The organism is Bradyrhizobium sp. UFLA06-24 (assembly GCF_054967145.1).
The window spans coordinates 95481-122399 of sequence record NZ_JADFUE010000016.1; the positions used below are offsets into that span (position 1 = coordinate 95481).

The 26919-nt window shown below is 64.2% G+C and carries 26 protein-coding genes; 11 read left to right on the forward strand and 15 right to left on the reverse strand.

Annotated elements, in window-relative coordinates; translation table 11 throughout:
• Positions 1-14: 14 nt before the first annotated feature.
• From IF809_RS15705 to arsA, 6 genes are all read left to right on the forward strand, one after another.
• Positions 15-1886, forward strand: a complete 1872-nt coding sequence (locus IF809_RS15705) for an extracellular solute-binding protein (protein WP_453995020.1) — start codon at positions 15-17, stop codon at positions 1884-1886.
• 2 nt (positions 1887-1888) lie between these two features.
• Positions 1889-2998 (forward strand): microcin C ABC transporter permease YejB, encoded by a 1110-nt coding sequence (locus IF809_RS15710; protein ID WP_092292358.1) that lies wholly within the window; start codon positions 1889-1891, stop codon positions 2996-2998.
• Positions 2998-4176, forward strand: coding sequence for an ABC transporter permease (locus tag IF809_RS15715; RefSeq protein WP_453995022.1), 1179 nt, complete (start codon positions 2998-3000; stop codon positions 4174-4176). The genes IF809_RS15710 and IF809_RS15715 overlap by 1 nt, the downstream gene beginning before the upstream one ends.
• A 7-nt stretch (positions 4177-4183) precedes the next feature.
• Positions 4184-5821 (forward strand): ABC transporter ATP-binding protein, encoded by a 1638-nt coding sequence (locus tag IF809_RS15720; RefSeq protein ID WP_453995024.1) that lies wholly within the window; start codon positions 4184-4186, stop codon positions 5819-5821.
• Positions 5822-6247: 426 nt separating this feature from the next.
• Positions 6248-6433 (forward strand): hypothetical protein, encoded by a 186-nt coding sequence (locus tag IF809_RS15725; RefSeq protein WP_453995026.1) that lies wholly within the window; start codon positions 6248-6250, stop codon positions 6431-6433.
• A gap of 84 nt (positions 6434-6517) precedes the next feature.
• Positions 6518-8275, forward strand: coding sequence for an arsenical pump-driving ATPase (gene arsA / locus IF809_RS15730; protein ID WP_453995028.1), 1758 nt, complete (start codon positions 6518-6520; stop codon positions 8273-8275).
• Positions 8276-8351: 76 nt separating this feature from the next.
• Here the strand turns inward: arsA and IF809_RS15735 are convergent, their stop codons facing one another.
• Both IF809_RS15735 and IF809_RS15740 read right to left on the reverse strand, forming a co-directional pair.
• Positions 8352-9206, reverse strand: a complete 855-nt coding sequence (locus IF809_RS15735; RefSeq protein ID WP_453995030.1) for a C40 family peptidase — start codon at positions 9204-9206, stop codon at positions 8352-8354.
• Positions 9199-10572, reverse strand: a complete 1374-nt coding sequence (locus IF809_RS15740; protein WP_462837974.1) for a leucyl aminopeptidase family protein — start codon at positions 10570-10572, stop codon at positions 9199-9201. The genes IF809_RS15735 and IF809_RS15740 overlap by 8 nt, the downstream gene beginning before the upstream one ends.
• Positions 10573-10775: 203 nt before the next feature.
• Here IF809_RS15740 and IF809_RS15745 point away from each other — a divergent pair, with 203 nt between their 5' ends.
• The 3 genes from IF809_RS15745 (at position 10776) to IF809_RS15755 (ending at position 13641) form a co-directional block, all read left to right on the forward strand.
• Positions 10776-10979 (forward strand): hypothetical protein, encoded by a 204-nt coding sequence (locus IF809_RS15745; RefSeq protein ID WP_128964061.1) that lies wholly within the window; start codon positions 10776-10778, stop codon positions 10977-10979.
• A gap of 270 nt (positions 10980-11249) precedes the next feature.
• Entirely contained in the window at positions 11250-12758 is a 1509-nt protein-coding gene (locus IF809_RS15750) for a metallophosphoesterase family protein (protein ID WP_453995032.1), read from the forward strand.
• A 70-nt stretch (positions 12759-12828) separates the two neighbouring features.
• Positions 12829-13641, forward strand: a complete 813-nt coding sequence (locus tag IF809_RS15755; protein ID WP_128964063.1) for a tetratricopeptide repeat protein — start codon at positions 12829-12831, stop codon at positions 13639-13641.
• 129 nt (positions 13642-13770) lie between these two features.
• Here IF809_RS15755 and IF809_RS15760 read toward each other — a convergent pair whose 3' ends face one another.
• From IF809_RS15760 to IF809_RS15805, 10 genes are all read right to left on the reverse strand, one after another.
• Complete coding sequence (locus IF809_RS15760; protein WP_128964064.1) at positions 13771-14745, reverse strand: type II secretion system F family protein; 975 nt, start codon at positions 14743-14745, stop codon at positions 13771-13773.
• A 9-nt stretch (positions 14746-14754) separates the two neighbouring features.
• Positions 14755-15732 carry a type II secretion system F family protein gene (locus IF809_RS15765; RefSeq protein ID WP_453981908.1) on the reverse strand — a complete coding sequence of 326 codons (978 nt, stop codon included), beginning with the start codon at positions 15730-15732 and terminating at the stop codon, positions 14755-14757.
• Between the two features lie 16 nt (positions 15733-15748).
• The gene (locus tag IF809_RS15770) at positions 15749-17212 is read right to left on the reverse strand and encodes a CpaF family protein (protein WP_128964066.1); all 1464 of its coding nucleotides are present in this window, start codon (positions 17210-17212) and stop codon (positions 15749-15751) included.
• 21 nt (positions 17213-17233) lie between these two features.
• On the reverse strand, positions 17234-18502 hold the full coding sequence (locus IF809_RS15775) for an AAA family ATPase (protein WP_128964067.1): 1269 nt from the start codon (positions 18500-18502) through the stop codon (positions 17234-17236).
• Complete coding sequence (locus IF809_RS15780) at positions 18499-19233, reverse strand: CpaD family pilus assembly protein (RefSeq protein WP_453995034.1); 735 nt, start codon at positions 19231-19233, stop codon at positions 18499-18501. Before IF809_RS15780 ends, IF809_RS15775 begins: the two co-directional genes overlap by 4 nt.
• Before the next feature lie 20 nt (positions 19234-19253).
• Complete coding sequence (locus tag IF809_RS15785) at positions 19254-20726, reverse strand: type II and III secretion system protein family protein (protein ID WP_453995036.1); 1473 nt, start codon at positions 20724-20726, stop codon at positions 19254-19256.
• A gap of 11 nt (positions 20727-20737) precedes the next feature.
• Complete coding sequence (gene cpaB / locus IF809_RS15790; protein WP_164938449.1) at positions 20738-21535, reverse strand: Flp pilus assembly protein CpaB; 798 nt, start codon at positions 21533-21535, stop codon at positions 20738-20740.
• A 127-nt stretch (positions 21536-21662) separates the two neighbouring features.
• Positions 21663-22187, reverse strand: a complete 525-nt coding sequence (locus IF809_RS15795) for an A24 family peptidase (RefSeq protein ID WP_128964071.1) — start codon at positions 22185-22187, stop codon at positions 21663-21665.
• A 123-nt stretch (positions 22188-22310) separates the two neighbouring features.
• Positions 22311-22451 carry a hypothetical protein gene (locus tag IF809_RS15800; RefSeq protein WP_164938337.1) on the reverse strand — a complete coding sequence of 47 codons (141 nt, stop codon included), beginning with the start codon at positions 22449-22451 and terminating at the stop codon, positions 22311-22313.
• 77 nt (positions 22452-22528) lie between these two features.
• Entirely contained in the window at positions 22529-22693 is a 165-nt protein-coding gene (locus tag IF809_RS15805) for a Flp family type IVb pilin (protein WP_128964072.1), read from the reverse strand.
• A 258-nt stretch (positions 22694-22951) separates the two neighbouring features.
• Between IF809_RS15805 and IF809_RS15810 the strand changes: the two genes are divergently transcribed.
• Positions 22952-23779 (forward strand): sterol desaturase family protein, encoded by an 828-nt coding sequence (locus tag IF809_RS15810; RefSeq protein WP_092293397.1) that lies wholly within the window; start codon positions 22952-22954, stop codon positions 23777-23779.
• A gap of 147 nt (positions 23780-23926) precedes the next feature.
• Positions 23927-24424, forward strand: coding sequence for a pilus assembly protein N-terminal domain-containing protein (locus IF809_RS15815; protein WP_453995038.1), 498 nt, complete (start codon positions 23927-23929; stop codon positions 24422-24424).
• Positions 24425-24555: 131 nt separating this feature from the next.
• Here IF809_RS15815 and IF809_RS15820 read toward each other — a convergent pair whose 3' ends face one another.
• From IF809_RS15820 to IF809_RS15830, 3 genes are all read right to left on the reverse strand, one after another.
• Complete coding sequence (locus IF809_RS15820) at positions 24556-24768, reverse strand: cold-shock protein (protein ID WP_057759442.1); 213 nt, start codon at positions 24766-24768, stop codon at positions 24556-24558.
• Positions 24769-25031: 263 nt separating this feature from the next.
• On the reverse strand, positions 25032-25319 hold the full coding sequence (gene infA / locus IF809_RS15825) for a translation initiation factor IF-1 (protein WP_024340539.1): 288 nt from the start codon (positions 25317-25319) through the stop codon (positions 25032-25034).
• 23 nt (positions 25320-25342) lie between these two features.
• The gene (locus IF809_RS15830; protein WP_453995040.1) at positions 25343-26890 is read right to left on the reverse strand and encodes a DEAD/DEAH box helicase; all 1548 of its coding nucleotides are present in this window, start codon (positions 26888-26890) and stop codon (positions 25343-25345) included.
• Positions 26891-26919 lie beyond the last annotated feature (29 nt).

The following is a 26919-nucleotide window of genomic DNA, read 5'->3' on the forward strand; positions in this document are numbered from 1 at the left end:
GGAAGCAATTGCGCATGGCGCAGCTTTCACGCCGGCATGTGCTGGTCCTCGGTGTCGGCGGCGCGCTTGGCGCCGGCGCACTCCGCAAGGTGAGGGCGTCGGAGGCGGTGGCGGAAGCGCACGGCATCTCGGCGTTCGGCGACCTCAAATATCCGGCCGACTTTCACCATCTGGACTACGTCAACCCTGACGCTCCGAAGGGCGGAACGTTCTCGTTGATCCCGTCGGTGCGATCGTACAACCAGTCCTATTTCACGTTCTCCTCGCTCAACGCCTACATCCTGAAGGGCGAGGGCGCGCAGGGCATGGATATGACCTTCGCGGCCTTGATGGGACGCGCCAACGACGAGCCCGATGCCATGTACGGGCTCGCCGCCAAGTCGGTCCGGATCTCGCCGGACAAGCTGACCTATACCTTCACGATGCGTCCCGAGGCCCGTTTCCACGACGGCTCGAAGTTGACGGCGCATGATGTCGCCTTCTCGCTCAATGTCCTCAAGGAGAAGGGGCATCCGCTGATCGTCGTGCAGCTCCGCGATTTGGTGAAGGCCGAGGCGATCGACGACGCCACCGTCGCCGTCACCTTCGCGCCGAACCGCGCGCGCGACGTGCCGCTCTATGTCGCCGGCCTTCCGATCTTCTCGAAAGCGTATTACGCCACGCGCGCCTTCGATGAATCGACGCTCGATACGCCGCTCGGCTCCGGCCCGTACAAGGTCGGCAGGTTCGAGGTCAACCGCTACGTCGAATACGACCGGGTCAAGGACTGGTGGGGCGCCGATCTGCCGCTCTGCCGCGGCAGCTTCAATTTCGATACGGTGCGCTACGAATTCTATCGCGACCGCGACGTCGCCTTCGAAGGCTTCACCGGCAAGAACTATCTGTTTCGCGAAGAGCTCACCGCGCGCATCTGGGCCACCCGCTACGATTTTCCGGCCGTCAAGGACGGCCGCGTCAAGCGCGAGCAGTTGCCGGACGAGACGCCGTCCGGCGCGCAGGGCTGGTTCATGAACCTCAGGCGCGACAAGTTCAAGGATCCGCGCGTGCGCGAGGCGCTGATCTACGCCTTCGACTTCGAGTGGACCAACAAGACCATCATGTACGGCGCCTATGCGCGCACGCGCTCGCCGTTCCAGAATTCCGACATGATGGTATCGGGCCCGCCTTCGCCCGAAGAGCTCGCATTGCTGGAGCCCTTCCGCGGCAAGGTGCCCGACGAAGTGTTCGGTCAGCCCTTCGTGCCGCCGGTGTCGGACGGCTCGGGACAGGACCGTACTCTGCTGCGCAAGGCGAGCGAGCTGCTCAACGAAGCCGGCTTCGTCATCAAGGACCGCAAGCGGGTTCTGCCCAACGGCGAGCCGTTCACGATCGAGTTCCTGAACGACGAGCCTTCGCTTCAGCCGCATCACGGCCCCTACCTGAAGAACCTCGCAACGCTCGGCATCGATGCGACGTTCCGGCTGGTCGACGCCGTGCAGTATCGCGCGCGGGTGGAGGATTTCGACTTCGACATGACCATGGAGCGCTTCTCGATGTCTGCGACACCGGGTGACGCCATGCGGCCGTTCTTCTCCTCGCAGGCAGCCAACACCAAGGGCTCGTACAACCTCGCCGGCATCTCCGATCCCGTGATCGATGCTCTGATCGAGAAGATCATCGCGGCCCAGAACCGGGCAGAGCTGACGACCGCCTGCCGTGTCTTCGACCGGGTGTTTCGCGCCGGCCGCTACTGGGTGCCGCAATGGTACGCCAATTTCCATCGCGTCGCGTATTGGGATCAGTTCAGCCATCCGGACAAGCCGCCGAAGTATGCGCAAGGCGTCGGCGCGCCTGAGAACTGGTGGTACGATGCCGCCAAGGCGGCCAAGCTCGAGCAGGCGAAATAATCATGAGCGCCTATATCGCCCGCCGTATTCTCCTGATGATTCCGACGCTGCTCGGAATCCTGTTCGTCTCCTTCGTCGTGGTGCAATTCGCGCCGGGCGGTCCGGTCGAGCGCGTCATCGCGCAGCTCTCGGGCGCCGACACCGGCGGCAGCTCGCGCATCTCGGGCGGGGGCGACTTTGCGCAACGCGCGCCCGGGCAGCTCGGCGCCGGCGGCGATGCCATCAACTCGAAGTATCGCGGCGCTCAGGGGCTCGACCCTGATTTCATCAAGAAGCTCGAAGTGCAGTTCGGCTTCGACAAGCCGGCGCCGGAGCGCTTTGCGCTGATGGTGTGGAATTTCGCCCGCTTCGATTTCGGCAAGAGTTATTTCCGCGATGTCAGCGTGATCCAGCTGATCAAGGAGAAGCTGCCGGTTTCGATCTCGCTCGGCATCTGGCTGACGCTGATCACCTATCTGATCTCGATCCCGCTCGGTATCCGCAAGGCGGTGAAGGACGGTACGCGCTTCGACACCTGGACCTCGGCGATCATCATCATCGGTTTCGCGATTCCCGGCTTCCTGTTCGCGATCCTCCTGATCATCCTGTTCGCCGGCGGCTCCTTCTTCAACCTGTTCCCGCTGCGCGGCCTGACCTCGGACGGCTGGTCGCAATTTCCCTGGTACTGGAAGATCATCGACTATTTCTGGCACCTCACCTTGCCGCTGATCTCGATGGGCCTCAGCGCATTCGCGACCATGACGCTGCTGACCAAGAACTCGTTCCTCGACGAGATCCGCAAGCAATATGTCATGACCGCACGGGCCAAGGGCTGCAGCGAGAACCAGGTGCTCTACGGCCACATCTTCCGCAACGCGATGCTGATCGTGATCGCGGGCTTTCCGGGCGCCTTCATCCACGCCTTCTTCTCCGGCTCGCTGCTGATCGAGACGATCTTCTCGCTGGACGGGCTCGGGCTGCTCAGCTTCGAGAGCGTGCTCAACCGCGATTACCCCGTCGTGTTCGGCACGCTCTACATCTTTTCGCTCGTCGGCCTCGTGGTCAATCTGATCTCCGATCTGACCTATATGTGGATCGATCCGCGGATCGACTTCGAGGCGAGGGAGGTCTGATGACGCTGACCGCTCCGACTCCGATCGAGACCTCGGCCAAGAGCCCGCTCGGTGCGGCCGTGCCGATTACGCGCAAGCCGTTCGCGCCGTCGCCGTTGAACAAGCGGCGCTGGGAGAATTTCAAGGCGAACCGGCGCGGCTACTGGTCGTTCTGGCTCTTCATGGTCCTGTTCGTGGTGTCGCTGTTTGCCGAGCTGATCGCCAACGACCGGCCGTTCCTGATCAAATATGACGGTCATCTCTACTGGCCGGCCTTCGTCACCTATTCCGAGACGACCTTCGGCGGCGACTTCGAGACCGCGGCCGACTACCGCGATCCGTACTTGCAGAAGCTGATCAAGGACAAGGGCGGCAGCATCGTCTGGCCTTTGATCCGCTACTCCTACGACACTCACAATCTCGATCTGCCGACGCCGGCTCCGTCGCCGCCGACCTGGATGCTGACGGAAGCCCAGTGCAAGCCGGTGCTCGAGAAGAAGGGGCTGAAGAGCTGCCGCGACCTCGAATACAACTGGCTCGGCACCGACGATCAGGGCCGCGACGTGGTGGCGCGGTTGATCTACGGCTTCCGCATCTCGGTGCTGTTCGGCCTCTGTCTCACCATCGTCTCCTCGATCGTCGGTGTCGCCGCCGGCGGCATCCAGGGCTATTTCGGCGGCTGGATCGATCTCACCTTCCAGCGCTTCATCGAGATCTGGACCGCGATCCCTTCGCTCTACCTGCTGCTGATCCTGTCCTCGGTGCTGGTGCCCGGCTTCTTCGTTCTGCTCGGCATATTGCTGCTGTTCTCATGGGTGTCGCTGGTCGGCCTGGTGCGCGCGGAATTCCTGCGCGGACGCAATTTCGAATATATCCAGGCGGCGCGGGCGCTCGGCGTCTCGAACGGGGTCATCATGTTCCGGCATCTGTTGCCCAACGCGATGGTGGCGACCATGACGTTCCTGCCGTTCATCGTCTCGAGCTCGGTGATGACGCTGACGGCGCTGGATTTCCTCGGCTTCGGCCTGCCGCCCGGCTCGCCCTCGCTCGGCGAGCTGTTGTCGCAGGGCAAATCCAACGTGCAGGCGCCGTGGCTCGGTTTCACCGGCTTCTTCTCGGTCGCGATCATGCTGTCGCTGCTGATCTTCATCGGTGAAGCCGTGCGCGATGCCTTCGATCCGCGCAAGACGTTCAAGTGAGGGCGTGATGGACGCGATCAACCAGCCCCTGCTTGCCGTGCGCGATCTTTCGGTGGCCTTCCACCAGGGCGGCAACACGACGCTGGCGGTCGACAAGGTGTCGTTCCAGATCAAGCGCGGCGAATGCGTCGCGCTGGTCGGCGAGTCCGGCTCCGGCAAGTCGGTCAGCGCGCTCTCGATCCTGAAGCTCCTGCCCTATCCGACCGCCTCGCACCCCTCGGGCAGCATCCGTTTCAAGGGGCAGGAGCTAATCGATCGCTCCGAGCAGGAGATGCGGGAGATCAGGGGCAGCGACATCTCCATCATCTTCCAGGAGCCGATGACCTCGCTCAATCCGCTGCACACGATCGAGGCGCAGATCGGCGAGATCATCCAGCTGCACAATCCGACCAGCAATTCGGAGGCGCGCAGGCGGACGCTGGAGCTGCTGACCCAGGTCGGCATCCCCGAGCCGGAGACGCGGCTGAAGAGCTATCCGCACCAGCTCTCCGGCGGTCAGCGCCAGCGCGTCATGATCGCGATGGCGCTTGCCAACGAGCCGGATCTCCTGATCGCGGACGAGCCGACCACGGCGCTCGACGTCACCGTGCAGGCGCAGATCCTGGCCCTGCTGGCCGAGATCAGGTCGCGTCTCGGCATGAGCCTGCTCTTCATCACCCACGATCTCGGCATCGTGCGCCGCATCGCCGACACCGTCTGTGTGATGAAGGGCGGCGAGATCGTCGAGCAGGGGCCGGTCGAGCAGGTCTTCAAGACCCCGAAGCATCCCTATACGCGCGATCTGCTTGCGGCCGAGCCGAAGCCGGATCCGGCCCCGCCGCAGCCTGACGCCCCGGTGGTGATGTCGGCCGACGATTTGAAAGTGTGGTTTCCGATCAAGCGCGGCCTGATGCGCAAGACGGTCGGCCATATCAAGGCGGTCGACGGCGTCAGCATCGCCGTGCGCAAGGGCGAGACGCTCGGTGTCGTCGGCGAATCCGGCTCGGGCAAGACCACGCTGGGCCTGGCGCTATTGCGGCTGATCTCCTCGAACGGGCGCATCGTGTTCCTGGGCAAGGACATCCAGGGCCTCCGCTTCAAGGAGATGCGCCCGTTCCGGCGCGACATGCAGATCGTGTTCCAGGACCCGTTCGGCTCGCTCTCACCGCGCATGTCGATCGCGGACATCGTAGCCGAAGGTCTCTCGGTGCATCAACCCAACCTGTCGCGCGAGGAGCGCGAGGCGCGCGTCGTCAAGGCGCTCGAGGATGTCGGACTGAAGCCGGACACGCGCTTCCGCTACCCGCACGAGTTTTCCGGCGGCCAGCGCCAGCGCATCAGCATCGCCCGCGCGGTGGTGCTGGAGCCTGACTTCGTCGTGCTGGACGAGCCGACCAGCGCGCTCGACATGCTGTTCCAGGCCCAGATGGTGGAGCTGTTGCGCGAGCTCCAGCGCAAGCGCGATCTCACCTACATGTTCATCTCGCACGATTTGCGCGTCGTCGCCTCGCTCGCCAGCCATCTCATCGTGATGCGGAGCGGCAAGGTGGTCGAGGAAGGCCAGGCCGCCGAGCTGTTCAAGAATCCGAAGACGGATTACACCCGCGCGCTGTTCGCGGCGGCGTTCCGGCTGGAGACGGCGGGGAACGGGGCGGTGGCGACTTAGCTTTCGTCGGATGGGTTAGGCGAAAACCCACCAAGTCTCTCTCCGCGGAAGTCGAAGAAGTCCCCACGCGCCATCGCATTCGCTCTGCGCGCAATCCTGGCTTTTCCGTGTTCCGCGTCACCGTTGAAACGGGATCGGCACCTTCGCACATCGTCGCTGCCATGTTGAAGGCAGTCACCTCACTCTCAGCGGCATTTCCTCGTCAATCGTAATTCGCGTTGCTCGTACGAGACGAAAGGCAACTTGTGGTGCAAAGCGGACATCCAGTCCGACGCTCAGGTCCCCGAAGGGCCAGAAAGAGCAGCGTGCTTCTCAGCATCGGCGATCCGGCATGCGCAAGATCGGTCCTTGCGTTAGATCAATCCGCCCGTTTGTGTCGGGACTTATCAATTGGCGGCTCCTAACATATGGCGGAAGGAAGCCGACATGAAATCAAATCCGCTGAGGCCGCACACCCCTGATGATGATCCGGAACCCGGAACGCCAGGTACCGCCGAGGACCTCTGTCCCGAATGCGCGGGCACCGGCAAAGTGGCAGACAAGGCGACCGGCAAGGAGAGTGCTTGCGAACGCTGCGACGGTACGGGCCTCATCGTTCAGGGCGTCGGATAGCGCTCCACGCGCCGCAGTCCTCGGGCCGCCACTCCCACGAGGGGGTATCCCGCATCACCGCACGCGACCGGGGGATTATTTTTGATGCTTCACTTTCACGCGCTGGACGCTCCAACACCATTTCTGTTCTTTACTGGTAAGGGCGGCGTCGGCAAGACCTCGCTGGCCTGTGCTACCGCCATCGGTCTCGCCGACCGCGGGTCGCGTGTCCTCCTCGTCAGCACGGATCCTGCCTCGAACCTCGACGAGATGCTGGAGGTCCGGCTAAGCGACAATCCAGCGCCAGTGCCGAACGCCGCCGGGCTCTTCGCGATGAACATCGACCCGGAGGCAGCGGCCGAGAGCTATCGAACCCGTGTGCTCAACCAGCTCGGGCCCGCGGTTTCCCCTGAGGAGAGATCGACCGTTCGCGAGCAACTTTCCGGCGCTTGCACCACCGAGATAGCTGCCTTCGACGAGTTCGTCGGCCTGCTGGATGGCGACATGGCAGGCTTTGACCATATCATTTTCGATACGGCCCCGACCGGCCACACATTGCGGCTTCTCAGCCTGCCAAAGGCATGGACCGGCTTTCTGAAGGACAACGACCGGGGGGCATCCTGTCTCGGTCCTCATTCTGGTTTGAAGATGCAAGAGAATCGCTTTCGCCAAGCGCTTCAAGCGCTGGGCGATCCGAAGCGGACGACGGTTGTCTTGGTCACTCGCGCCGATCGGAGCGCGATCCGCGAGGCGGCTCGAACGTCGGGCGAACTCGACGCGCTCAATCTCTCGAACCAGACTCTCGCCGTGAACGGACGCTTTCACGCCACGGATCCTGCCGATGTTGTGGCAGTTGCCCTTGAGCGGGACCAGGACGAGGCTCTCGCCTCGATGCCGGCGTCGTTGACGAAGCTGCCGCGAGACGAAATTCCATTGTTTGGATTTGACATCGTGGGCCTCACGGCTCTGAGGCGGATGTTGGCGTCATCCAATCCACGGGATCCGAATGACGCCGCCGAGCGAGATGCCGAGCCAATCGACTTGCCGGGCTTTAAGCGATTGGTCGACGACATCGCCCAAGGCAAGCATGGCCTCATCATGGTCATGGGCAAGGGCGGCGTCGGAAAGACGACGATTGCCGCGGCCATCGCCGTGGGTCTCGCCAAGCGCGGACATGCCGTGCACCTCAGCACGACAGATCCTGCAGCGCATGTCAATTTCGTGGTCGATGGCGTGATGCCGGGCCTCACGGTAGACAGGATCGATCCCCGGGTTGAGACGGAACGCTATGTCTCGAAAATACTGGCGAGCCGTGGCCGCGACCTGGATGATCAGGGTAAGGCGCTACTGCTCGAAGACCTGGCTTCGCCATGCACTGAGGAGGTCGCTGTGTTTCACGCCTTCTCGCACGTTGTTGCCGAGGCGCGAAGCGCCTTTGTGGTCCTCGATACGGCTCCAACAGGCCACACCTTGCTGCTGCTGGACGCGACCGGCGCTTATCATCGTCAGATGACAGGCCAACTAGAACCGAGCGGACCGGGGCGTATCGTGACCCCGCTGATGAGGCTGCAGGATCCCACTCACACCCGGGTGATCCTGGTAACTCTGCCGGAGACAACTCCGGTTTCAGAGGCCGCTGCTCTTCAGCAAGACCTGCGGCGCGCCGGTATTGAGCCATTCGCTTGGGTCATCAACAAATGCCTGATCGCGTCGGGAACTCACGATCCCCTGCTCCGGTTGCGGCTCGCAGGCGAGCGGACGCAGATTGCTCGCGTTCAGGACGGTCTGGCGAAACGGTCATACATGATTGGTTGGCGAAGCAAGCCTCCTGTAGGTGTTGAAGAGCTTGAGGCGCTGTCATGATTGACCCGATTCTTTGATGATGCCGCTCCGGGTCCGTCTTCCGGGGTCGGCGTAGCAAAGCATTCGCCGACGCGCGCTACAGCCGCTTGATCGCCGACACCTCGCTCCCGGCCGCCTTGATCCGCGCAATCGCCGGTTCGATCGGCTCGACCACCGTCGCCATGTGATGCGCGTTGGCGTGAACCATGGTGCTTCCGTCGCGCACGATGGCGACGTGGCCCTTCCAGAAGATCAGATCGCCGCGCTGTAAGCTGCTTCGCTCATGCGGTTCCAGTGCGCGGCCGAGGCCGGCCTGCTGCATGTCGCTGTCGCGCGGACACCCGGTGCCTGCGGCCGTCAGCGAAACCTGGACCAGGCCGGAGCAATCGATGCCGAGGCTGCTCTTGCCGCCCCAGAGATAGGGCGTGCCGACGAAGCGTTCGGCGACCGCGACGAAGTCCGGCTCGCGAGACTCGAGGGGGACGAGATGAGCCTTCGGCAGGAACGCGCCGTCGCGCGTGACAGCGAAAGGGCCGTCCTCGCGCGCAATCGTGAGCTTCGACCCCAGCACCAGTGTGTCGGCCGGCGGCAGCTTGATCGAGGGGCCAGGAAAGACGAGCGTCCGCAGTGCGCTCACCTTGTGCGTCGGCGCGGCCGCCGGCTTCATCAGTGCGGCATCCGGCAGCCACCCGACATAGCCATCGCTGGCGAGTTGGCCCCAGGCCCAGCCCTCGCCGTTGCGGTCGTAGACCGTCACCCGCTCGCCGCGCAGCGCTTGCGTCATCAGCATGGCGTTCGAGGAGGGCTGTTCGCGCGCCGGCGCGATCGGCGCGGTGACCTCGAACTCCTCGCCCACGACGAAGCGATCGGCTTGCACCTTGCCTTCGAGATATTTTGCGGCGAGGTCGCCGCGCGCGGGCGTCAGCCGCGGATCGTGGCCTGGATCAGGCATAGCGCTCGCTCAGCACCTTGTAGATGGCACGGGCGGCTTGGCATTCGCCGCCCTCGGGCCGCGCCGGCTTCGCCGACGGCGTCCAGCCATAAATATCCACGTGAAGCCAGCTCTTGGCCTGCTCGACGAAGCGCTGCAGGAACAGCGCGCAGGTGATCGAACCGGCGAAGCCGCCCGACGGGGCGTTGGTGATGGTGGCGGTCTTGGAGTCCAGCCACGCATCGTAAGGCGGCCACAGCGGCATGCGCCACAACGGATCGTTCTCCTGCACCGCGCAGCGCGCGACGTCGGCGGCCAGCGCCTCATCATTTGTGTAGAAGGGCGGCAAATCCGGTCCCAGCGCAACGCGCGCGGCCCCCGTCAGCGTGCCGAGATCAATCAGCAGTTCGGGTTTCTCCTCATCGGCCAGCGCCAGGGCGTCGGCGAGCACCAGGCGTCCTTCCGCATCGGTGTTGCCGATCTCGACCGTGATGCCTTTGCGCGATGTAAAAATGTCGAGCGGACGAAAGGCATTTCCGGCGAGCGCGTTCTCCACGGCCGGAATCAGCACGCGCAGCCGGACCTTCAGCTTGGCATCCATCACCATGCGCGCCAGCGCCAACACATTGGCCGCGCCACCCATGTCCTTCTTCATGATCAGCATGCCGCTCGACGGTTTCAGATCGAGGCCACCGGTGTCGAAACAGACACCCTTGCCGACCAGCGTCACCTTGGGATGGCTGGGATCGCCCCAGCCGATATCGATCAGCCGCGGCGCGCGGCTCGAGGCCATGCCGACCGCATGGATCAGCGGAAAGTTTGTCTCCAGCTCCGTGCCGGTGGTGCAGGCGTAGCTGGCACCGAATTCGGCCGCGAGCTCTTGCGCGGCAGCGGCGAGTTCCTCCGGCCCCATGTCGTTGGAGGGCGTGTTGATGAGATCGCGCGCCAGCATCGCGGCATCGGCCATGCGGTTGATCTCGGCGGGATCGATACCATCAGGCGGCACCAGCCGGGCATCGGGCCGGTCGGCCTTGCGATAGCGTGCGAAGCGATAGGCACCGAGCGCGAAGGCGAGCGCCGCCAGTCGTGCATCGTGCGGTGCATTGGCAAAGCGATAGATACCCGGCGGCAGCAGGCCGGGCAGGGCGCCGGGCCGGAACGGATCGCGCGAGCGGGCGCCGTCCTCTTCGAGGCCGAACAGCACTTGCGCGATCGTGCCGTCCGGCGCTGGGAGCGCCAGATAGCCGCCCGGCTTGGCGGCGTAGGCGCTCGCCACGGCAAACTGGCGTTGCGCCGGCGGCAGCGACTCGCGCACGGCCTCCCAGCTCGATTTGGTGACGAAGGTGATCGGGGTGGCAGTCGAGGACGTCTCGAACACGGAAGGCATTGGCGGGTCCGCAAGGTCATTCGGTTGGAGGAGACTTCGCAGAGTTTTGCCGTGGCCGCAATCGGCTTTGCGGTCACCGCCCGGTGAGCAGCTACTCGCAGATCAGGAGCCGTGCTAGGTTCCGGCAACGGTTGCGGGTCGGCTTGTCACCTGTCTACGGGACGGCAGCGGCCGAAGACGAAGCGTGCCGGGAGGAAACGCGAATGGAATTTGTGTGGAGCGTGGTCACATTCATCGGCCAGGCCATCGAGGCAGTCTTTGGCTATGTGGAGCATCACCACTGGGTATTTGCGTTTCTCGCCGGCGGCTACGTCTTCTACCTCCATGACCGTTCGATTCATGCGCGCTTCGATGCGCTCGACAAGCGCATCGACGAAATCCGCAAACGTCTCGCCATCGAATATTGATTTGACTGTCTGTAACCATCTGCGACCGCGCTCGCATCTGGTTTGAGACTGCCGCTCACGCGTGCGCGGGCGCAGGACTTTACTAGCGCTGCGGTTGTGGCATTATTGTCGAATATATTGTGGTTGTGCGGCGCGTCTCTGCACGCATGGAGCGCAAGAGCGCCGCTGACTCCCTGACGATACCGATACCAGACGTTATCTGCCTGAACTCTTCGAAGGCATTTCTCTCAATCGTTTGGGCGGCGCAACATTCGTTGTGAGCGGCGCAAAATGAATAGATCGTTTGTCATTGCGCAGATCTCCGACCTGCATCTGGATGGGGCAGGCCGGTTGCTTCCGGCCATTGAGACCCTCATCGCTGCGCTGCGCGAGCGGATGGCGGCCTTCGCGGACGTGCCGGACCGTATCCTGCTGATCACGGGCGACATCGTGAACGACCCGACCCCGCCCGCGCTCGACGAAGCGCTCGCGGTGATCGCCTCTTTCAGGCAGACGGGATTATTCACCGACATCCAGGCGGTCGCAGGCAATCACGATGTCAAGCGTCCGAGCCAGCGCGGCGGCCGGCACGACGCCTATGATTATCTGCGCCTGCCGCGGACTTCGAAGAGCGTCTATTACCGCGAGGCCGGTCTCGACCTGGTGCTGCTCGACTCCAACAGCGCGAGCCTCACGACGCTTGCCAGCGGCAACATCGACGAACAAGCATACCATGCGATGGTCGCGCAGTCCGCCCGGCTGAGCATCGAGCTTGCAGGCAGCATTGGTTCGGCCGGACGTGCCTGTTATTCCGAGCCTGCGGAAAACCTGGTGCGCGTGCTGGCGCTACATCATCATCCGCTGCCGCAGGCGACCGGCGAGGGCAAGCGGTTTCTCGGCGTTCCGGACGAGCCGCTGATGTATCTCGCCGCACCCGCGACTTTTTTGGAGGCGGCGACCTCGCTCGGCGTCACCATGGTTCTGCATGGGCATCGCCATATCGAGGGCCTCAGTCGCTACTCGATTCCCGATCCACGTGCGATGCGGAGCGGCGGGGAGGATTTCTGGCGCACGATCTATGTGCTGTCCTGTCCATCCTCCACCGGGCATGGCGGCGACGACGCCGGCTTCAACATCGTCCATTTGGGTCCGACATCCGGGTCCGAGCGCTGCGAGTATCGGTTCACGATCGCCCGCTACTCCCAGCCACGCAACGATGCCGGTTTCAGGCCGCTCGATTCGAATCTGCCGGACGGGCTCATCAGACTGCCGGCGGGGCGGGATCTGTCCCGCGATCCGGCCGTCCAGTCGGCGATCGAGATCGCCTCATCCACGTCGCTGTCGCGGGACCAGGTTCTGGGGCTGGTCCGGCGGCTGCTGTCGCGCCCTGCGTTCTACGACGCCGGCGGGCAGGATTGGACGGACATGCTCTACACCTATCTCGTCACGTTTCATGCCTGGGCCGATCTCGACGGTAAGCTCGCCAGGTCCGCACAAAGGTCCGAAGCCACGGCGCGGGCCGAAGTGAGGGCGCTGCTCCACCGACTGATTGGACAATCAGCCGACATGCTCGGCATCGACCATGCCACTCTGGAGGAACTCCGCACGGATCGCCTGCTCAATCGTGACGACCTCCTGCGCCGGTGGCCGATGCTGCCGCGCGAGGCCGCGGATGTCGCCGGGAGAACGCAACAGCGGTTGCATCTGCTGCGCCAGCTGAACGAGCAGATGAAGCTGCTCGGCCTCGATCTCGACCTGGGCGGGGAGATGCCGCCGCAAGGCGGCCGTTCCCGGCGTTAACCGACCATTAGGGTTAACAGTCTATTGCTGGCGCGTTCGGCTCGATCATCGGCTCGAGAGTCAAAGCGTCATGCGTCAACGGTTCCGTCCTGTCCGGCTTCTTGCCTCCGCCTCGCTGATTGCTCTGGTGGCCGCGAGCCTCGGCGGCTGCACTGCCATGTCAAAGCTGTCCGACGTCACGGGCTCGATCGGGCCGAAGGCGGAAGCCGTGCCGGCGGATCCGGCGCGCGCGGTCGAGGCCTATGGCGAACGCTACCGCGCCAATCCCAAGGACGCGGACGCGGCGCTGGCCTACGGTCAGGCCTTGCGCGCCAATGGCCAGCGTGCCCAGGCCGCCGCCGTGCTCGAGCAGGCGACCATCGCCAACCCCGGCAACAAGCCGCTCCTGGCCCTCTACGGCCGCGCGCTTGCCGACAACGGCAATTTCCAACAGGCCTTCGACGTGTTGTCGAAGGCGCATTCGCCGGACAATCCGGACTGGCGCCTGCTCTCGGTGCAGGGGACCTGTCTCGACCAGATGGGCCGTCACGACGAGGCGCGCGCCTATTATGCGAGTGCGCTGAAGATCGCGCCTGACGATCCCGGCGTGCTGTCCAATCTCGGGCTGTCCTACATGCTGTCGCGGAATCTGCCCAAGGCGGAAGAGGTGCTGCGGCAGGCCTACGCTTCGCCGCGTGCGAGCTCGCGGGTGCGGCAGAATCTCGGCCTGGTGGTCGGCCTTCAGGGTCGCTTCGCGGAGGCCGAGGCCATCGTGAAGGCGGACCTCCCGCCGGACCAGGCTGCGGCCAATGTCGCCTATCTCAAGGACATGCTGAGCCGCAGCGATGCTCCGCGCGGCGTGCCGAAGCGCACGCCGGTCGCCTCGCTCAGCCAATCCGACTGATCTGCCGCTCTTGGCGCGATCAGGCGAAATTAACCCGACATTGCGAAGGCTTATCGCGATCTACAGGGCATAGAGCCGGCGGTGGCCGGCTACTGTGCATGGGGTTGTTTTCGCGTTTTTCGTTCCGCGTCAGTGCAGCTCGGAGATCTTGATGCCGGTCGGCCCGAGAATGACGACGAACAGCACCGGCAGGAAGAACAGGATCATCGGCACCGTCAGCTTCGGCGGCAGCGCGGCGGCCTTCTTCTCGGCCTCGTTCATGCGCATGTCGCGATTTTCCTGCGCCATCACGCGCAGCGATTGACCGAGCGGCGTGCCGTAGCGTTCCGCCTGCTGAAGCGCCAGACACACCGACTTGACGCCTTCGAGCCCGGTGCGCTTTGCCAGGTTTTCGTACGCCACCTTGCGGTCCTGCAGGTAGGAGAGCTCGGCGGTGGTCAGGGTGAACTCCTCCGACAGCGCGATCGACTGGCCGACGATTTCGGTGGCGACCTTGCGGAACGCCATTTCGACCGACATGCCGGATTCGATGCAGATCAGCAGCAGATCGAGCGCATCGGGAAAGGCGCGCTTGATCGAGAGCTGACGCTTGGAGATCGCGTTCTTCAGGAACAGCATCGGCGCCTGCAGGCCGAGATAGGCCGCGCCGACGCAAATGCCGATCTTGATCGGCAGCGGCCGATCCATATGGGCGATCAGGAACACGTAGATCACCGAGCCGACGAGCAGCACGATCGGGGCCACCAAGCGCGCGAACAGGAAGGTAATGTAAGGCGCCTGGCCGCGATAACCCGCCATGATCAGCTTGTCGCGCGCAGCCTCCTGCGCCAGCCATTTGGTCAGGTTGAAGTCCTCGACGACCTTGGAGACGATCTGCTTGGGCGTCTGGCGCAGCGAGACCTTCTCGTTCTTGTTGAGGCGCTCGCGCTCGCGCTGCCGGATCCGCTCGCGCTCGCTGGCTACCGCCTTCATCCGCTTGGAAAGGCCTTCGCCGGCAAACAGCGGCATCACCAGCGTATAGACGGTGGCGCTGGCGGCGATGGCCGCCAGCAGCATGGTCATGAAGTGGGCGTCATGCAGTTTCGTAACGAGGAACTCGACCATGCGGCACCGTCAGAAATCGAAGTTGATCATCTTCTTCATCACCATGATGCCGATCGACATCCAGACGACGCAGCCGACCAGCATGAGCTGACCGGTGGGATGGGTCCACAGCAAGGAGATGTAGTCGGGCGTCGTGAGATAGACGAGGAACATCACGATCGGCGGCAGCGAACCGATGATGCCGGCCGAGGCCTTGGCTTCCATCGACATCGCCTGGATCTTTTCCTTCATCTTCTTGCGGTCGCGCAGCACCTTGGAGAGGTTGCCCAGCGCTTCGGAGAGGTTGCCGCCCGATTTCTGCTGAATCGACACCACGATGCCGAAGAAATTGGCCTCCGGCAGCGGCATGCGGTCGTAGAGGCGCGAGCAGGCCTCGCCGAGCGGCATGCCGATCGCCTGCGTCTCGATGATGGCCAGGAATTCGCTGCGCAGCGGCTCCGGCGCGTCGGCCGCGACGACCTTGATGGATTCGAACAGCGGCAGGCCGGCCTTGATGCCGCGGACGATGACGTCGACGGCGTCGGGCAGGGCAGCCAGGAACTTGTTCTCGCGCCGCTTCTTCAAGAAGCCCAGCGCCCAGCGCGGCAGTCCGAAGCCGCCGGCAAAGGCGAGACCGGCGGCGCCCAGCAGGCCGCCGCCGCCGAACAAGGCGCCAAAGAAGAACACGCCGGCCACGACGCCGGACGCGATCCAGAATTTCTGCGTCGTCCAGTCGAGCCCCGCCTGCGACAGACGAATGTTGAGCGGAACGCTCTTCTCCTGCGAGCGTCTCGCCTCGAGATCCTTGAGCGAGCTCTCGACCTGCTCGCGGCGCGAGCGCTGGGTCTTCTCGGCCTGGCGCGCCGCTGGCGCTTCGGCGCGCGCAATCGACGCGCGGCGGTTCTCGGCCTTCCGCTCGCCTGAGAGCATCGGATAGAGGAAGACCCAGGCGATGCCGCCGACGGCAGCGGTGGCGAGGAAGGCGAGGGCGAGGACCTGAATGTTCATGGCTGCGCCGGCCCGCTCACGTGTTCGGTTTCTTTTCCGCAGCGTCGAGCGCGGCGGCAAGGCGTTTCTCTTCGCCGTAATAGCGTGCGCGTTCCCAGAACTTCGGACGCCCGATGCCGGTCGATCGGTGCTGACCGATGATCTTGCCGTTGGCGTCCTCGCCGATCAGGTCGTAGAGGAAGATGTCCTGGGTGATGATGGTGTCGCCTTCCATGCCCATCACCTCGGTGATGTGCGTGATGCGCCGCGAGCCGTCGCGCAGGCGCGCGGCCTGGACGATGACGTCGATCGAGGCGCAGATCATCTCGCGAATTGTTCGCGAAGGAAGGGAGAAGCCGCCCATCGTGATCATGGATTCGCAGCGCGAGAGCGCTTCGCGGGGATTGTTGGCGTGCAGCGTTCCCATCGAGCCGTCGTGGCCGGTGTTCATGGCCTGGAGCAGATCGAACGCCTCCGGGCCACGGACTTCGCCGACGATGATGCGTTCGGGACGCATGCGCAGGCAGTTGCGCACCAGTTCGCGCATCGTGACCTGGCCTTCGCCCTCGATGTTGGGCGGGCGGGTTTCGAGGCGCACCACATGGGGCTGCTGGAGCTGGAGCTCGGCGGCGTCCTCGCAGGTGATGACGCGCTCGTCGTGCTCGATATAGTTGGTTAGACAGTTGAGCAGCGTGGTCTTGCCGGAGCCGGTACCGCCGGAGATCAGCACGTTACAGCGTACGCGGCCGATGATCTGGAGGATCTCCGCGCCCTCCGGCGAGATTGCCCCGAACTTGACCAGCTGATCCAACGTCAGCTTGTCCTTCTTGAACTTGCGGATGGTAAGCGCGGGGCCGTCGATCGCGAGCGGCGGCACGATGGCGTTGACGCGGGAGCCGTCGGCGAGACGCGCGTCGCAGATCGGCGAGGATTCGTCGACGCGCCGGCCGACCTGGCTGACGATGCGCTGACAGATGTTGAGGAGCTGTTGATTGTCGCGGAAACGGATTCCGGTGCGCTGGATCTTGCCGCTGACTTCGATGAAGACCGTGCCGGCCCCGTTCACCATGATGTCGGCGATGTCGTCGCGCGCAAGGAGCGGCTCGAGCGGGCCATAGCCGAGCACATCGTTACAGATGTCGTCGAGCAACTCTTCCTGCTCGGCGATCGACATCACGATGTTCTTGATCGCGATGATCTCGTTGACGATGTCGCGGATTTCCTCGCGCGCGGACTCCGAATCGAGCTTGGCGAGCTGGGCGAGGTCGATCGCCTCGATGAGGGCGCCGAAGATGGTCGCCTTGACCTCGTAATAATTGTCCGAGCGCCGGGTCTCCATGACCGGCACGGGCCGGGAGGGGGCGAGGGGCGGGGAAGCGATGGCCGGCGGGGGCGGCGCGCGCGACACCGTCGGCGCCGGAGCCGGGGCAGGCTCTGGCGACACGGCGCCGGGCTTGGGAGCCCGAAAGTCGGTGTCTGTTCCGCTACGCTTACCGAACACTTAACAACTCCATGCGGCGGCTTATTTTCCCCGCAACTTCTCAATCAGCGGTGAAAGCAGGGACGACTTTTGTTTCTTCGTCTCGCTGCGGCCGGTCAGGCGCTGGGCGATCTGGAGGAACATCTCGATCGACTTGTGGTTCGCGGAGATCTCCGCGATCATCTGGCCGTTGTTGGCGGCAGCGCCGAAGATCTGCGGCTCGAACGGGATCGAAACCACTGGCTGGCTCTCGATCGCCTTGGCGAATTCGCTGGCGGCGATCTCCGGCCGCTTGGGGATGCCGACCTGGTTCAGGCAGTATAGTGGCGGGCGGTCGTTGGGGCGCGCGGCCTTGAGCAGATCGAATAGGTTTTTGGTGTTGCGCAAATTGGCGAGGTCGGGCGCCGCCACGATCAAAATATCGTCGGCTCCAATCAGAGCGCGCTTGGTCCAGCCCGACCATTGATGCGGGATGTCGAGCACGATGCAGGGCATGGTCGCACGCAGCGTATCGAATACCGCATCGAAGGCGTCGGTGCCGAAATCATAGACCCGGTCGAGCGTCGCCGGTGCCGCCAGCAGGCTCAGATGGTCCGTGCATTTCGACAACAGGCGGTCGATGAAGGCGGTGTCGACGCGGTCGGGTGAGAATACGGCGTCTGCGATACCCTGCGGCGGGTCCTGATTGTAGTCGAGCCCGGCGGTGCCGAAGGCCAGGTCGAGGTCGGCGACCACGGCGTCCATCGCGAGGTCCCGCGCAATCGCCCAGGCGACGTTGTGTGAGATGGTGGAGGCGCCGACGCCGCCCTTGGCTCCAACTACGGCGATGATGCGGCCGACCGCCTTGGCTTCGGGAGCCGAGAACAGGTTGCAGATCGAGCGCACCACATCGATCGCACCGACCGGTGCGAGCACGTAATCGCTGACGCCGCGACGCACCAGCTCACGGTAGAGCATGACGTCGTTGATGCGTCCGATCACGACCACGCGGGTGCCGGCGTCGCAGACGGTGGCGAGCTGGTCGAGCCCGGTCAGCAGGTCGCTGCGGCCGTCGCTCTCGAGCACGATCACGTTCGGCGTGGGCGCCGAGCGATAGGCTTCGATCGCAGCCGCCATGCCGCCCATCTGGATCTTCAGATGGGCCTTGCCGAGGCGGCGATCCTCGCCGGCCGATTGCACGGCGGCGGCGGTCTCCACGGTTTCGCAGAAGGCCTGGACCGAAACGCGCGGCGCGGGCGCAATATGCTCCTCGACCGGCGGCGGAGGGGCTTCCGGCTGCTGTTCTTGTGTCTGGCGCGCGTAGCTGATCATTTGCCGGTGTCGCTGAGTTTGGCCCTTTCGGCCTCGGGATAAGAGACCGCCGTCGGATTGCCCTTGCGATATTTCTCGAAGGCGGCGGTACGCCGCACCGTGTAGGCCGGTGTTTCAGGTCGCGGCTGTTCGAGGTCGGTGGGATTGTCGACCATCGCCGCGAGGTTGCGCTGGTAGGCGCAGCCGAAATTGTAATAGTCCTTGTTCTCGAACCAACTCTTGTTCTTCATCGAGGGGCCGATGTCCTCCGGCCACAGGCCGCACGGACCCGCGACCGCGGCGATCTTCGAATAGGTCAGCCGGATCGGCGGCAGGAAGCGCTTGTCCTCGGGCCGATAGGGGCGAGCGATGACGCCGCGCGGCGGCACGCCCGCGGCCGCCAACATCGCCTGGATCTCGTGCATGGATTCCGCCACCGGACGGGCGTTGGGCATCCCCGTTGGCACGTCGATGTGGATGGCACCGGTGCCCTCGTGCAGCCAGGTCGAGGCCAGGCCCATCACGTCGGCGCGCTGAGCGGCGGTCAAGCCGCCGCGGGCGTGACCGACAAAGACCACGATCGAGCGGTTCTGCTCCTCGATCGCGATCGGATGACGCTGCTTGTAGTCGTCGGGAATGGAGGCCGTGGTCACTTCGTCATGCTGGCAGCCGCCGAGCGCGAGCGCGATGCCGACCAGCGCGCCGCCGAGGGCGATGGCGCGCTTGCGAAGCTGGGGTGGTCTTATGGTCATCGTGAAGTCCCCGTTCCGCCTCAGTCGGTGATGAAGCCGTAGGTACCGCGATAGTTGCGCGCCGGCTCGGTCTTGCCGGGCACGCCGTAGATGCGGTTGATGTTGCCGATCAGTTCGGCCTGCGGATCCGCGGGCGCCGCAAAGCCGTCATCCGGGCGCGACAGGTCCTTTGGCGCCGTAGCGCGAACGACGTAGGGCGTCACGATCACGACCAGCTCGGTCGCGTTGTTGACGAAGTCGCGGCTGCGGAAGAGCGTGCCGAGGATCGGCAGCTGCATCAGGCCCGGCAATCCGCTCACCGCCTGCTTGGTCTGCTGCTGGATCAGGCCGGCCATCGCCATCGCGCCGCCGGAAGGAATTTCCAGCGAGGTCTCGGCGCGGCGGGTCCGGATCGAAGGCACCGTCACCGAGTTCACCGACGTCGAGGTCACGGCCTGGGACAGCGTGATCGAATTTTCGTTCGACAGTTCCGAGACCTCAGTCATCACCCGGAGGCTGATCTTGCCTTCGGTCAGAACCACGGGTGTGAAGTTGAGGGAGATGCCGAACTTCTTGAAGCTGATCTGGGTGGTACAGACATGCGTGGTGGGATCGCACGCATAGCCTGCCGGCACCGGAAATTCACCGCCGGCAATGAAGGTCGCCGATTCGCCGGAGATCGCGGTCAGGTTCGGCTCGGCCAGCGTACGGATCACGCCCGCGGTTTCCATTGCGCGCAAGGTGGCCTGGACCGAGGGGCCCCCGCCGAATTTCGTCGTCAGATTGTTGCCATCGACGAGATTGTGGCCGAGCGCCGTGAACGGGTTGGTGTTGGTGAAGCTCACCACGGAGGTGCCGTAGTTCAGGTTCGCGGACAGATCGATGCCGAGCTGCTTGACGATGTTGCGCTGGACCTCGGCCACCGTCACTTTCAGCATCACTTGGTCGCGGCCGCGGACCACGATCGAGTTCACCACCTTGTCGACGCCGCCGACGAGGCGCGCGGCGAGATCGTTGGCCTGCTGCGCTTCCAGCGGGTTGGCGGCCGTGCCGGTCAGGACGACTCCCTCGCCGAGACCGTCGATCTGGATGTCGGAATTCGGCAGGATCTGCTTGAGCGCAGCGCGCACGCCGTTGAGATCGCGCTTGACCGCGATGTCGTAGGCCGCGATCTGCTGGCCGGCGGAATCGAAGAACACGATGTTGGTCTGGCCGACCGTGGCGCCGATGATGTAGGCGCGCTGCGCCGAGCGCACTACGGCATTGGCGATCTTGGGATCGGCGACCAGCACGTCCTTGATGTCGCGCGGCAGGTCGATCACGATCGACTTGCCAACGCCGAGCGAGAGGAAGCGCGCGTTCATCTGGCCGTCGGCCCCAACCGGTGCCGCGGGACGGTAGTCTGCCGCGATCACGGGCGTCGCGGGATTGAGCGTCAGCGCGAGAGCGGCCGAGAACGACAGGGCGCGAACGATCGAGGTCCGCATCGTTGCCAGATCTGCCCTGCATTTCATATCGACTGTCCTCATCGTGCTTTCGAGGTCGAGCTCGGGATGCCGTATCGAATGATCGAGACGCCGTCGCGCTTCTGTGCGGATTCGTCGAGCGTGATCTCGGTCGCCTTGACGTCGGCAATGCTGCGCAGCGCCAGCGATAGCGTTCCAGCCTGGCGGGCGGAGGAAAGCGCCTGGGTCTGCGCCGGATTGAGTTCCAGGGTCACGGTCTTGCCGATCACCGCATTCTGGCCGTCCTTCTCCTTCGGTGCCTGGTCGATGGCGAGGACGCGGACATTGGTCAGGATGATTTCGGACGTCACGACGTCCGGCGCGCCGCTGCTCTGGTCCGGGTTCTTGAGGCGGCGAGTGAGCAACACGTCGACGCGGTCGTTGGGAAGGATGAAGCCGCCGGCACCAGTCTCCGGAGAGATTTCGGTCGAGATGGCACGCATGCCGCTCGGCAGGATCGCGGCCATGAAGCCGGAGCCGTCGGCCTTGACCAGCTTCTGGTCGCGGATCGGCTCGCCCTGGATGAATGGGGCGCGCGCGATCGAGCCGACGACCTGGGTGGCGCCGTCAGGGCGCTCGCTGCGGCGGATGAAGGTAGCGCTGGCCGTCGCGGTCGGCCAGGTCTGCCATTGTACGTCTTCCGGCTTGACGGTCTGGCCGAGACCGATGTCGTTCTTGGCGACCAGAACGTCGGTGGTGGGAAGCTGCGCGACCGGAGCCGCTGGAGGCGGCGCAGAGTCCGTGCTGCTCGCCAGATACGCGGCGATACCGCCGGCGCAGATGGCGACCGCCAGGACGACTATGCGTGCCCGATTCATACGCTTCACTTTCCACAGAACGCCGCGACGCTGCCGCCGCCGTAATCGGCAGTTGACCAGCTATTCGTCAAAGCATGGTTAATGAGGCGTATCTAAATCGCCTTAACGCCGGGTTTACCCGGAGCGTTCAGCGCAGTGCGAGGTGAGCGAGATCGATCGCCTTCACCCATTCGGTCTCGGGATAGATCATCAATGCGCCAAGCGCGAGCGCGATGCCGTAGGGAATGCCGCTCTCCTTGGCGTGCAGCCGCGCCAGCCAGGCCTGACCGGCGAGCCCGTAAGGCAGCGGCCATTGCCGAAATTGGAGCAGAAGCAGCGTCAGCGCTCCGCCGAACAGCGAGGCGTAGAGCAGGAAGTCCATCAATTGAGCGAAGCCGAACCAGAGCGCCACCGAAGCTGCGACCTTGGCGTCGCCACCCCCCATCCAGCCCATCGCAAAGCAGGTAAAGGCCACGACGAGGAGCAACGCGCCGGCGCCGACATGGCTCAGCACCTCGTAAGGTGCCATGCCACCGGCGAGAGCAAGCACGAAGAAACCTGCGACCAGCGCCATCGACACGCGGTTCGAGATCGTCATGGTGAAGAGATCGCTGGCGGCGGCAAACGCCATCAGGGCCGGGAAGAGCAGAAGGCGCGCAAGGTCAAGGATCATGGGCTGCGTCTTGAGGCCTGGGTTAGTTGCCGGATCGGGGCGTCGGCGCATGCTAGCGCGCAGTGCTAAACAAACCGACAACGGCTGCGAGGAGCTCGGAATCGGCAGCCCGGCGCGGTCGTCTCACCACATGCTGGCGATACGAATTGCGAGCGTGCCCATGGCGAGCAGCAGCGCCAGACAGACCCAATAGGCCGGCGCGTCGATGCGTGCTGTATCCGCCTCGTTCGCCGCAATCGCGGCATCGGTTCTGTGCTTACGCAACGCCACTGGAACTCGCACACTGCAGAAAAACAAAGGCCCCGGAGGTCCGGGGCATTTGCCGTCGTTCGTCGGTCGGCTTACTTCAGCGAGGAGCTGATCGAGGTGAACTTGGCGTTCAGCGTGGTGCCGAGCTGGTTGACGACGGTGATGATCGCCAGCGCGATGCCGGCGGCGATCAGGCCGTATTCGATGGCGGTGGCGCCGGATTCATCCTTGGCGAAACGCGCAATCAGGTGCTTCATGAAACTAAACTCCATCTGGGTGAGGTCGCCAGGTTCGGCGCTGTCTTGACGGGACGACCATGTGAGCCGAGCTCTTTCGGCGGGGTTAATTCGACCAGTCAAACCCGCGGCCAGCGTGATGCTTTTGGCCAAAGTGAATTTCGCCTTAAGGCGGCCCTGCAATTCGTTCCAGTTCGGAAACGCGCCGCCAACTTCACCGTCCCTTAAATCTCGCGGAGTAGGCGTAGGTCGGATCAGCAGCCCGGAAAACAAGCGATGATGTCGAGCCTGCCCATGCAAGTCGCCCTGATGCTGGGCGAGACCATCGAGAAGGTCATCCCTGTCACGCTCGTGCTCGCGCTGGTGTTCACCGTGCTCGAGCATTTCTGGGCCTGCAATCCCGGTCCGTCGTGGTGGCGCAAGCGCGAGATCGTGACCGACATCTGCTACTGGTTCTTCGTTCCGGTGTTTGCCCGCACCATGCGGATCGGCCTGTTGATCGTCACGGCCGGCATCGTCTTCAATATTCACGATGCCGACGAGCTGATCGCCTTCTACGACAATGGCCACGGCCCGCTGTCGCAACTACCGCTCTGGCTGCAGGGCGTGCTGTTCCTGGTTGCGTCCGATTTCATGCTGTACTGGCTGCACCGGCTGTTTCATGGCGGCGGGTTCTGGAAATACCACGCGGTCCATCACTCTTCGGAGGAGATCAGCTGGATTTCGGCGGCCCGCTTCCATCCGGTCAATCTGATGCTCGGCACCATCGGTGTGGACGTCGTGCTGCTGATGGCCGGCATTTCGCCGAACGTGATGATCTGGGTCGGTCCGTTCACGACCTTCCACTCGGCCTTCGTGCACGCCAATCTGAACTGGACTTTCGGTCCGTTCCGATATGTGCTGGCGACGCCGGTATTCCACCGCTGGCATCACACGCCTCTCGAAGAAGGCGGCGATACCAATTTTGCCGGCACCTTTCCGATCTGGGATGTGCTGTTCGGGACCTATCGCATGCCGAACGGTGAACTGCCGCAGGGCTACGGCAAGGATGAAGCGACCATGCCGAAGGAATTTCCCGGTCAGCTAGCCTATCCGTTCCGACACTAGCCGCCGGGCCGACAAAAAGGCCGTCCGTTCAAACAATAGTTGCCGAATTTGCGGAACGTTCACGAATTACAGGCAGGTTAACCGGGTCGGGCGCCGGCTCCGCTTCCTGATCGATCATGCCGGTTTGTGACGTCCCGGGGTAAGAGTATGCGTAAAGAGTTCCTGCGCCGTCATGCGCGCATCTGTCTCCTGGCCGCGGCCGCTGTGCTGGCCTCGCCGGCCATTGGTCTTGCTGAGCCCACCGTTGATACCATCGCCGTCAATGTCGACCAAGCCAAGCTGGTGCGGCTGCCCGGCAAGGTGGCTACGATCGTGGTCGGCAATCCTCTGATCGCCGACGTCACGCTTCAGCCAGGCGGGATGATCGTCGTGACAGGCAAGGGCTATGGCGCCACCAACTTCATAGCGCTCGATCGCGGCGGTGAGATCCTGGTTGATCGACAGATCCAGGTCGAGGGCCCGAGCGACCGTCTCGTCACCGTCTATCGCGGTGTCGAGCGGGAGTCCTATAGCTGCATGCCGGTCTGCCAGCGCCGCGTCACGCTTGGCGACAGCGACAACTTCTTCAATACCACGATGGGTCAGGCGGGGGCGCTGAGCAACAACGCTAGCGGCAATGCGAGCTCGGCCCCAAAGGCCAACTAGCGAGGCTGCACGACCTCCTGAGCGGGTCCGCTCTCCAGACATGAAAAAGGCCGTGCATCGCGCACGGCCTTTTCCGCTGTCAGTGCGCTCGCGCTGATCCGTGTGCGGCCCCTTAAGGCGCGCGGTGGATATCAGCCCGCGTCGCGGAGGTTGTCGGCAGCCGACTTGCCGGACCGGCGGTCGGCCACGATCTCGTAAGAGACCTTCTGGCCTTCGCGCAGCGAGCCGAGGCCGGCGCGCTCGACGGCGCTGATGTGAACGAAGACGTCCTTGCCGCCGTCGTCGGGCTGGATGAAGCCATAGCCCTTGGTCGCGTTAAACCACTTCACGGTTCCCATGCTCACGGGGGTAGTCCCTTCTCAGATACACAATGTAAGAGCCCGCTTGCGCAGGCCGGTTAGATCGAATTTTGGAAGGGTCGTCAGCGTGTCTGAACCGGCTGTACCGGTGGATGCTAATGTCGTCCGGCCGAAAATCGATTGATTGATTTTATTGGAATTAAGGCACCAAAACAATCCTGACGTGCACGATTTTTTGATCCGCCGTGATGCCACGGCGGATCAGCAGACAGGACAGCAATTTTGTGCCGCGCTGGCGCGCGGGGCCGTTAACGGCGACGGAACTGGCCGCCGCGCTGTCCGGGACGCGGCGGACCACCCGCCGTGCTGGGACGTTCGTCCTTGTGGCGGAAAATCAGCCGGCCCTTTTCAAGGTCGTAGGGCGACATTTCCACCGTGACGCGGTCACCCGCCAGCGTCTTGATGCGGTTCTTCTTCATCTTGCCGGCGGTGTAGGCGACGATCTCGTGCCCCGCGTCGAGCTGCACGCGGTAGCGCGCGTCGGGGAGGATTTCGGTGACCAGTCCTTCGAACTGGATCAGCTCTTCCTTAGCCATGAATTTCTCCAGGTCGTGGACGGCTAGTGCGAATGGGGTTTGCGGTTCGGGTGGCCGTTCGGCCGACTCTCCCGGCGCAAAAAGGCCACGCCTTGTATCCCATTAGGGGCTCCGGCGCTATGCGCGGAACGCTGTTCCGAGCGGTCGTTTGGGGGGGAATGCATCTTTCCACCGGAGCGGCGGCGGCGAGATCCCTTCGAGCCGTCGCCGGCCCTTCCGTCGACATGCCTGCCGTCGCCCGGGCGCCCCTCGCCATGGCGGCCCTCACCGGGCCGTCCGTCGCTGGGCTTGCCGGAGCTGTGGTGACGTCCGTCGCCGTGCCGTTCCTCTCCACGCCGCCCATCGCCATGGCGTGCGCCTTGCGGACGCTGGCCCGGGCGGCCGCCCGGCCGGCCCTGCCGCTGCTGCGGCGCGGGCGCGCCCGTATCGCGGCGGCCGGCATCGGTGCGCAGATCCTCGCGCGGCAGCGCCACCCGGATCAGCCGCTCGATATCGCGGAGATAGCTGAGCTCCTCGCCGCCGGCGACCAGTGAGATCGCGGTGCCCTCGGCACCGGCGCGCGCGGTGCGGCCGATGCGGTGCACATAAGTCTCGGGCACGTTGGGCAGGTCGAAATTGATGACGTGAGTGATGCCGTCGACGTCGATGCCGCGGGCGGCGATGTCGGTGGCGACCAGGGTGCGGATCTCGCCGGAGCGGAACTGCGCCAGTGTCCGTTCGCGATGGTTCTGCGACTTGTTGCCGTGAATGGCGCTGGCGGCAATGCCGGCCCGTTCGAGCGTCTTCACCACCTTGTCGGCGCCGTGCTTGGTGCGGGTGAAAACCAGCGCGCGGTTGATCGGCTCGTCCTTCAGGAGCTTGGTCAGGAAGGCGGGCTTGGCCGAGAAGTCCACCTGGACGATGCGCTGGTTGATACGCTCCGCGGTCGAGGACACCGGGGTCACCGCGACGCGGGCCGGATCGCGCAGCATGGAATCGGCGAGCTCGGCGATGTCCTTCGGCATGGTGGCGGAGAAGAACAGCGTCTGCCGCTTGATCGGGAGTTTCGCGACGATTTTGCGGATGTCGTTGATGAAGCCCATGTCGAGCATGCGGTCGGCCTCGTCGAGCACGAGGAATTCGACGCTGCCGAGCTTCAGCCCATTGCTTTGCACGAGGTCGAGCAGGCGGCCAGGGGTGGCGACCAGCACCTCGACGCCCTGCATCAGGGCGCGCACCTGGCGGCCCATAGGCACGCCGCCGATGGCGAGCGTCGAGGACAGGCGGATGTGGCGGCCATAGGCGTTGAAGCTGTCGAGGATCTGCCCCGAAAGTTCGCGGGTGGGCGACAGCACCAGGACGCGCGCTGTCTTAGGTTGCGGTTTGACGCGGTTCTCGAGCAGGCGGTGCAGGATCGGCAGCGCGAAGGACGCGGTCTTGCCGGTGCCGGTCTGGGCGATGCCGACGACATCGCGGCCGGTCAGCGCGGTGGGGATAGTCTGGGCCTGGATGGGGGTGGGGGTGACGTAATTCTCTTCGGCGAGAGCACGTGCGATGGGTTCGGCGAGCCCGAAGTCCTGAAACGAAGTCAAAAGATGGATCTTTCCATGTCGAATGCGGT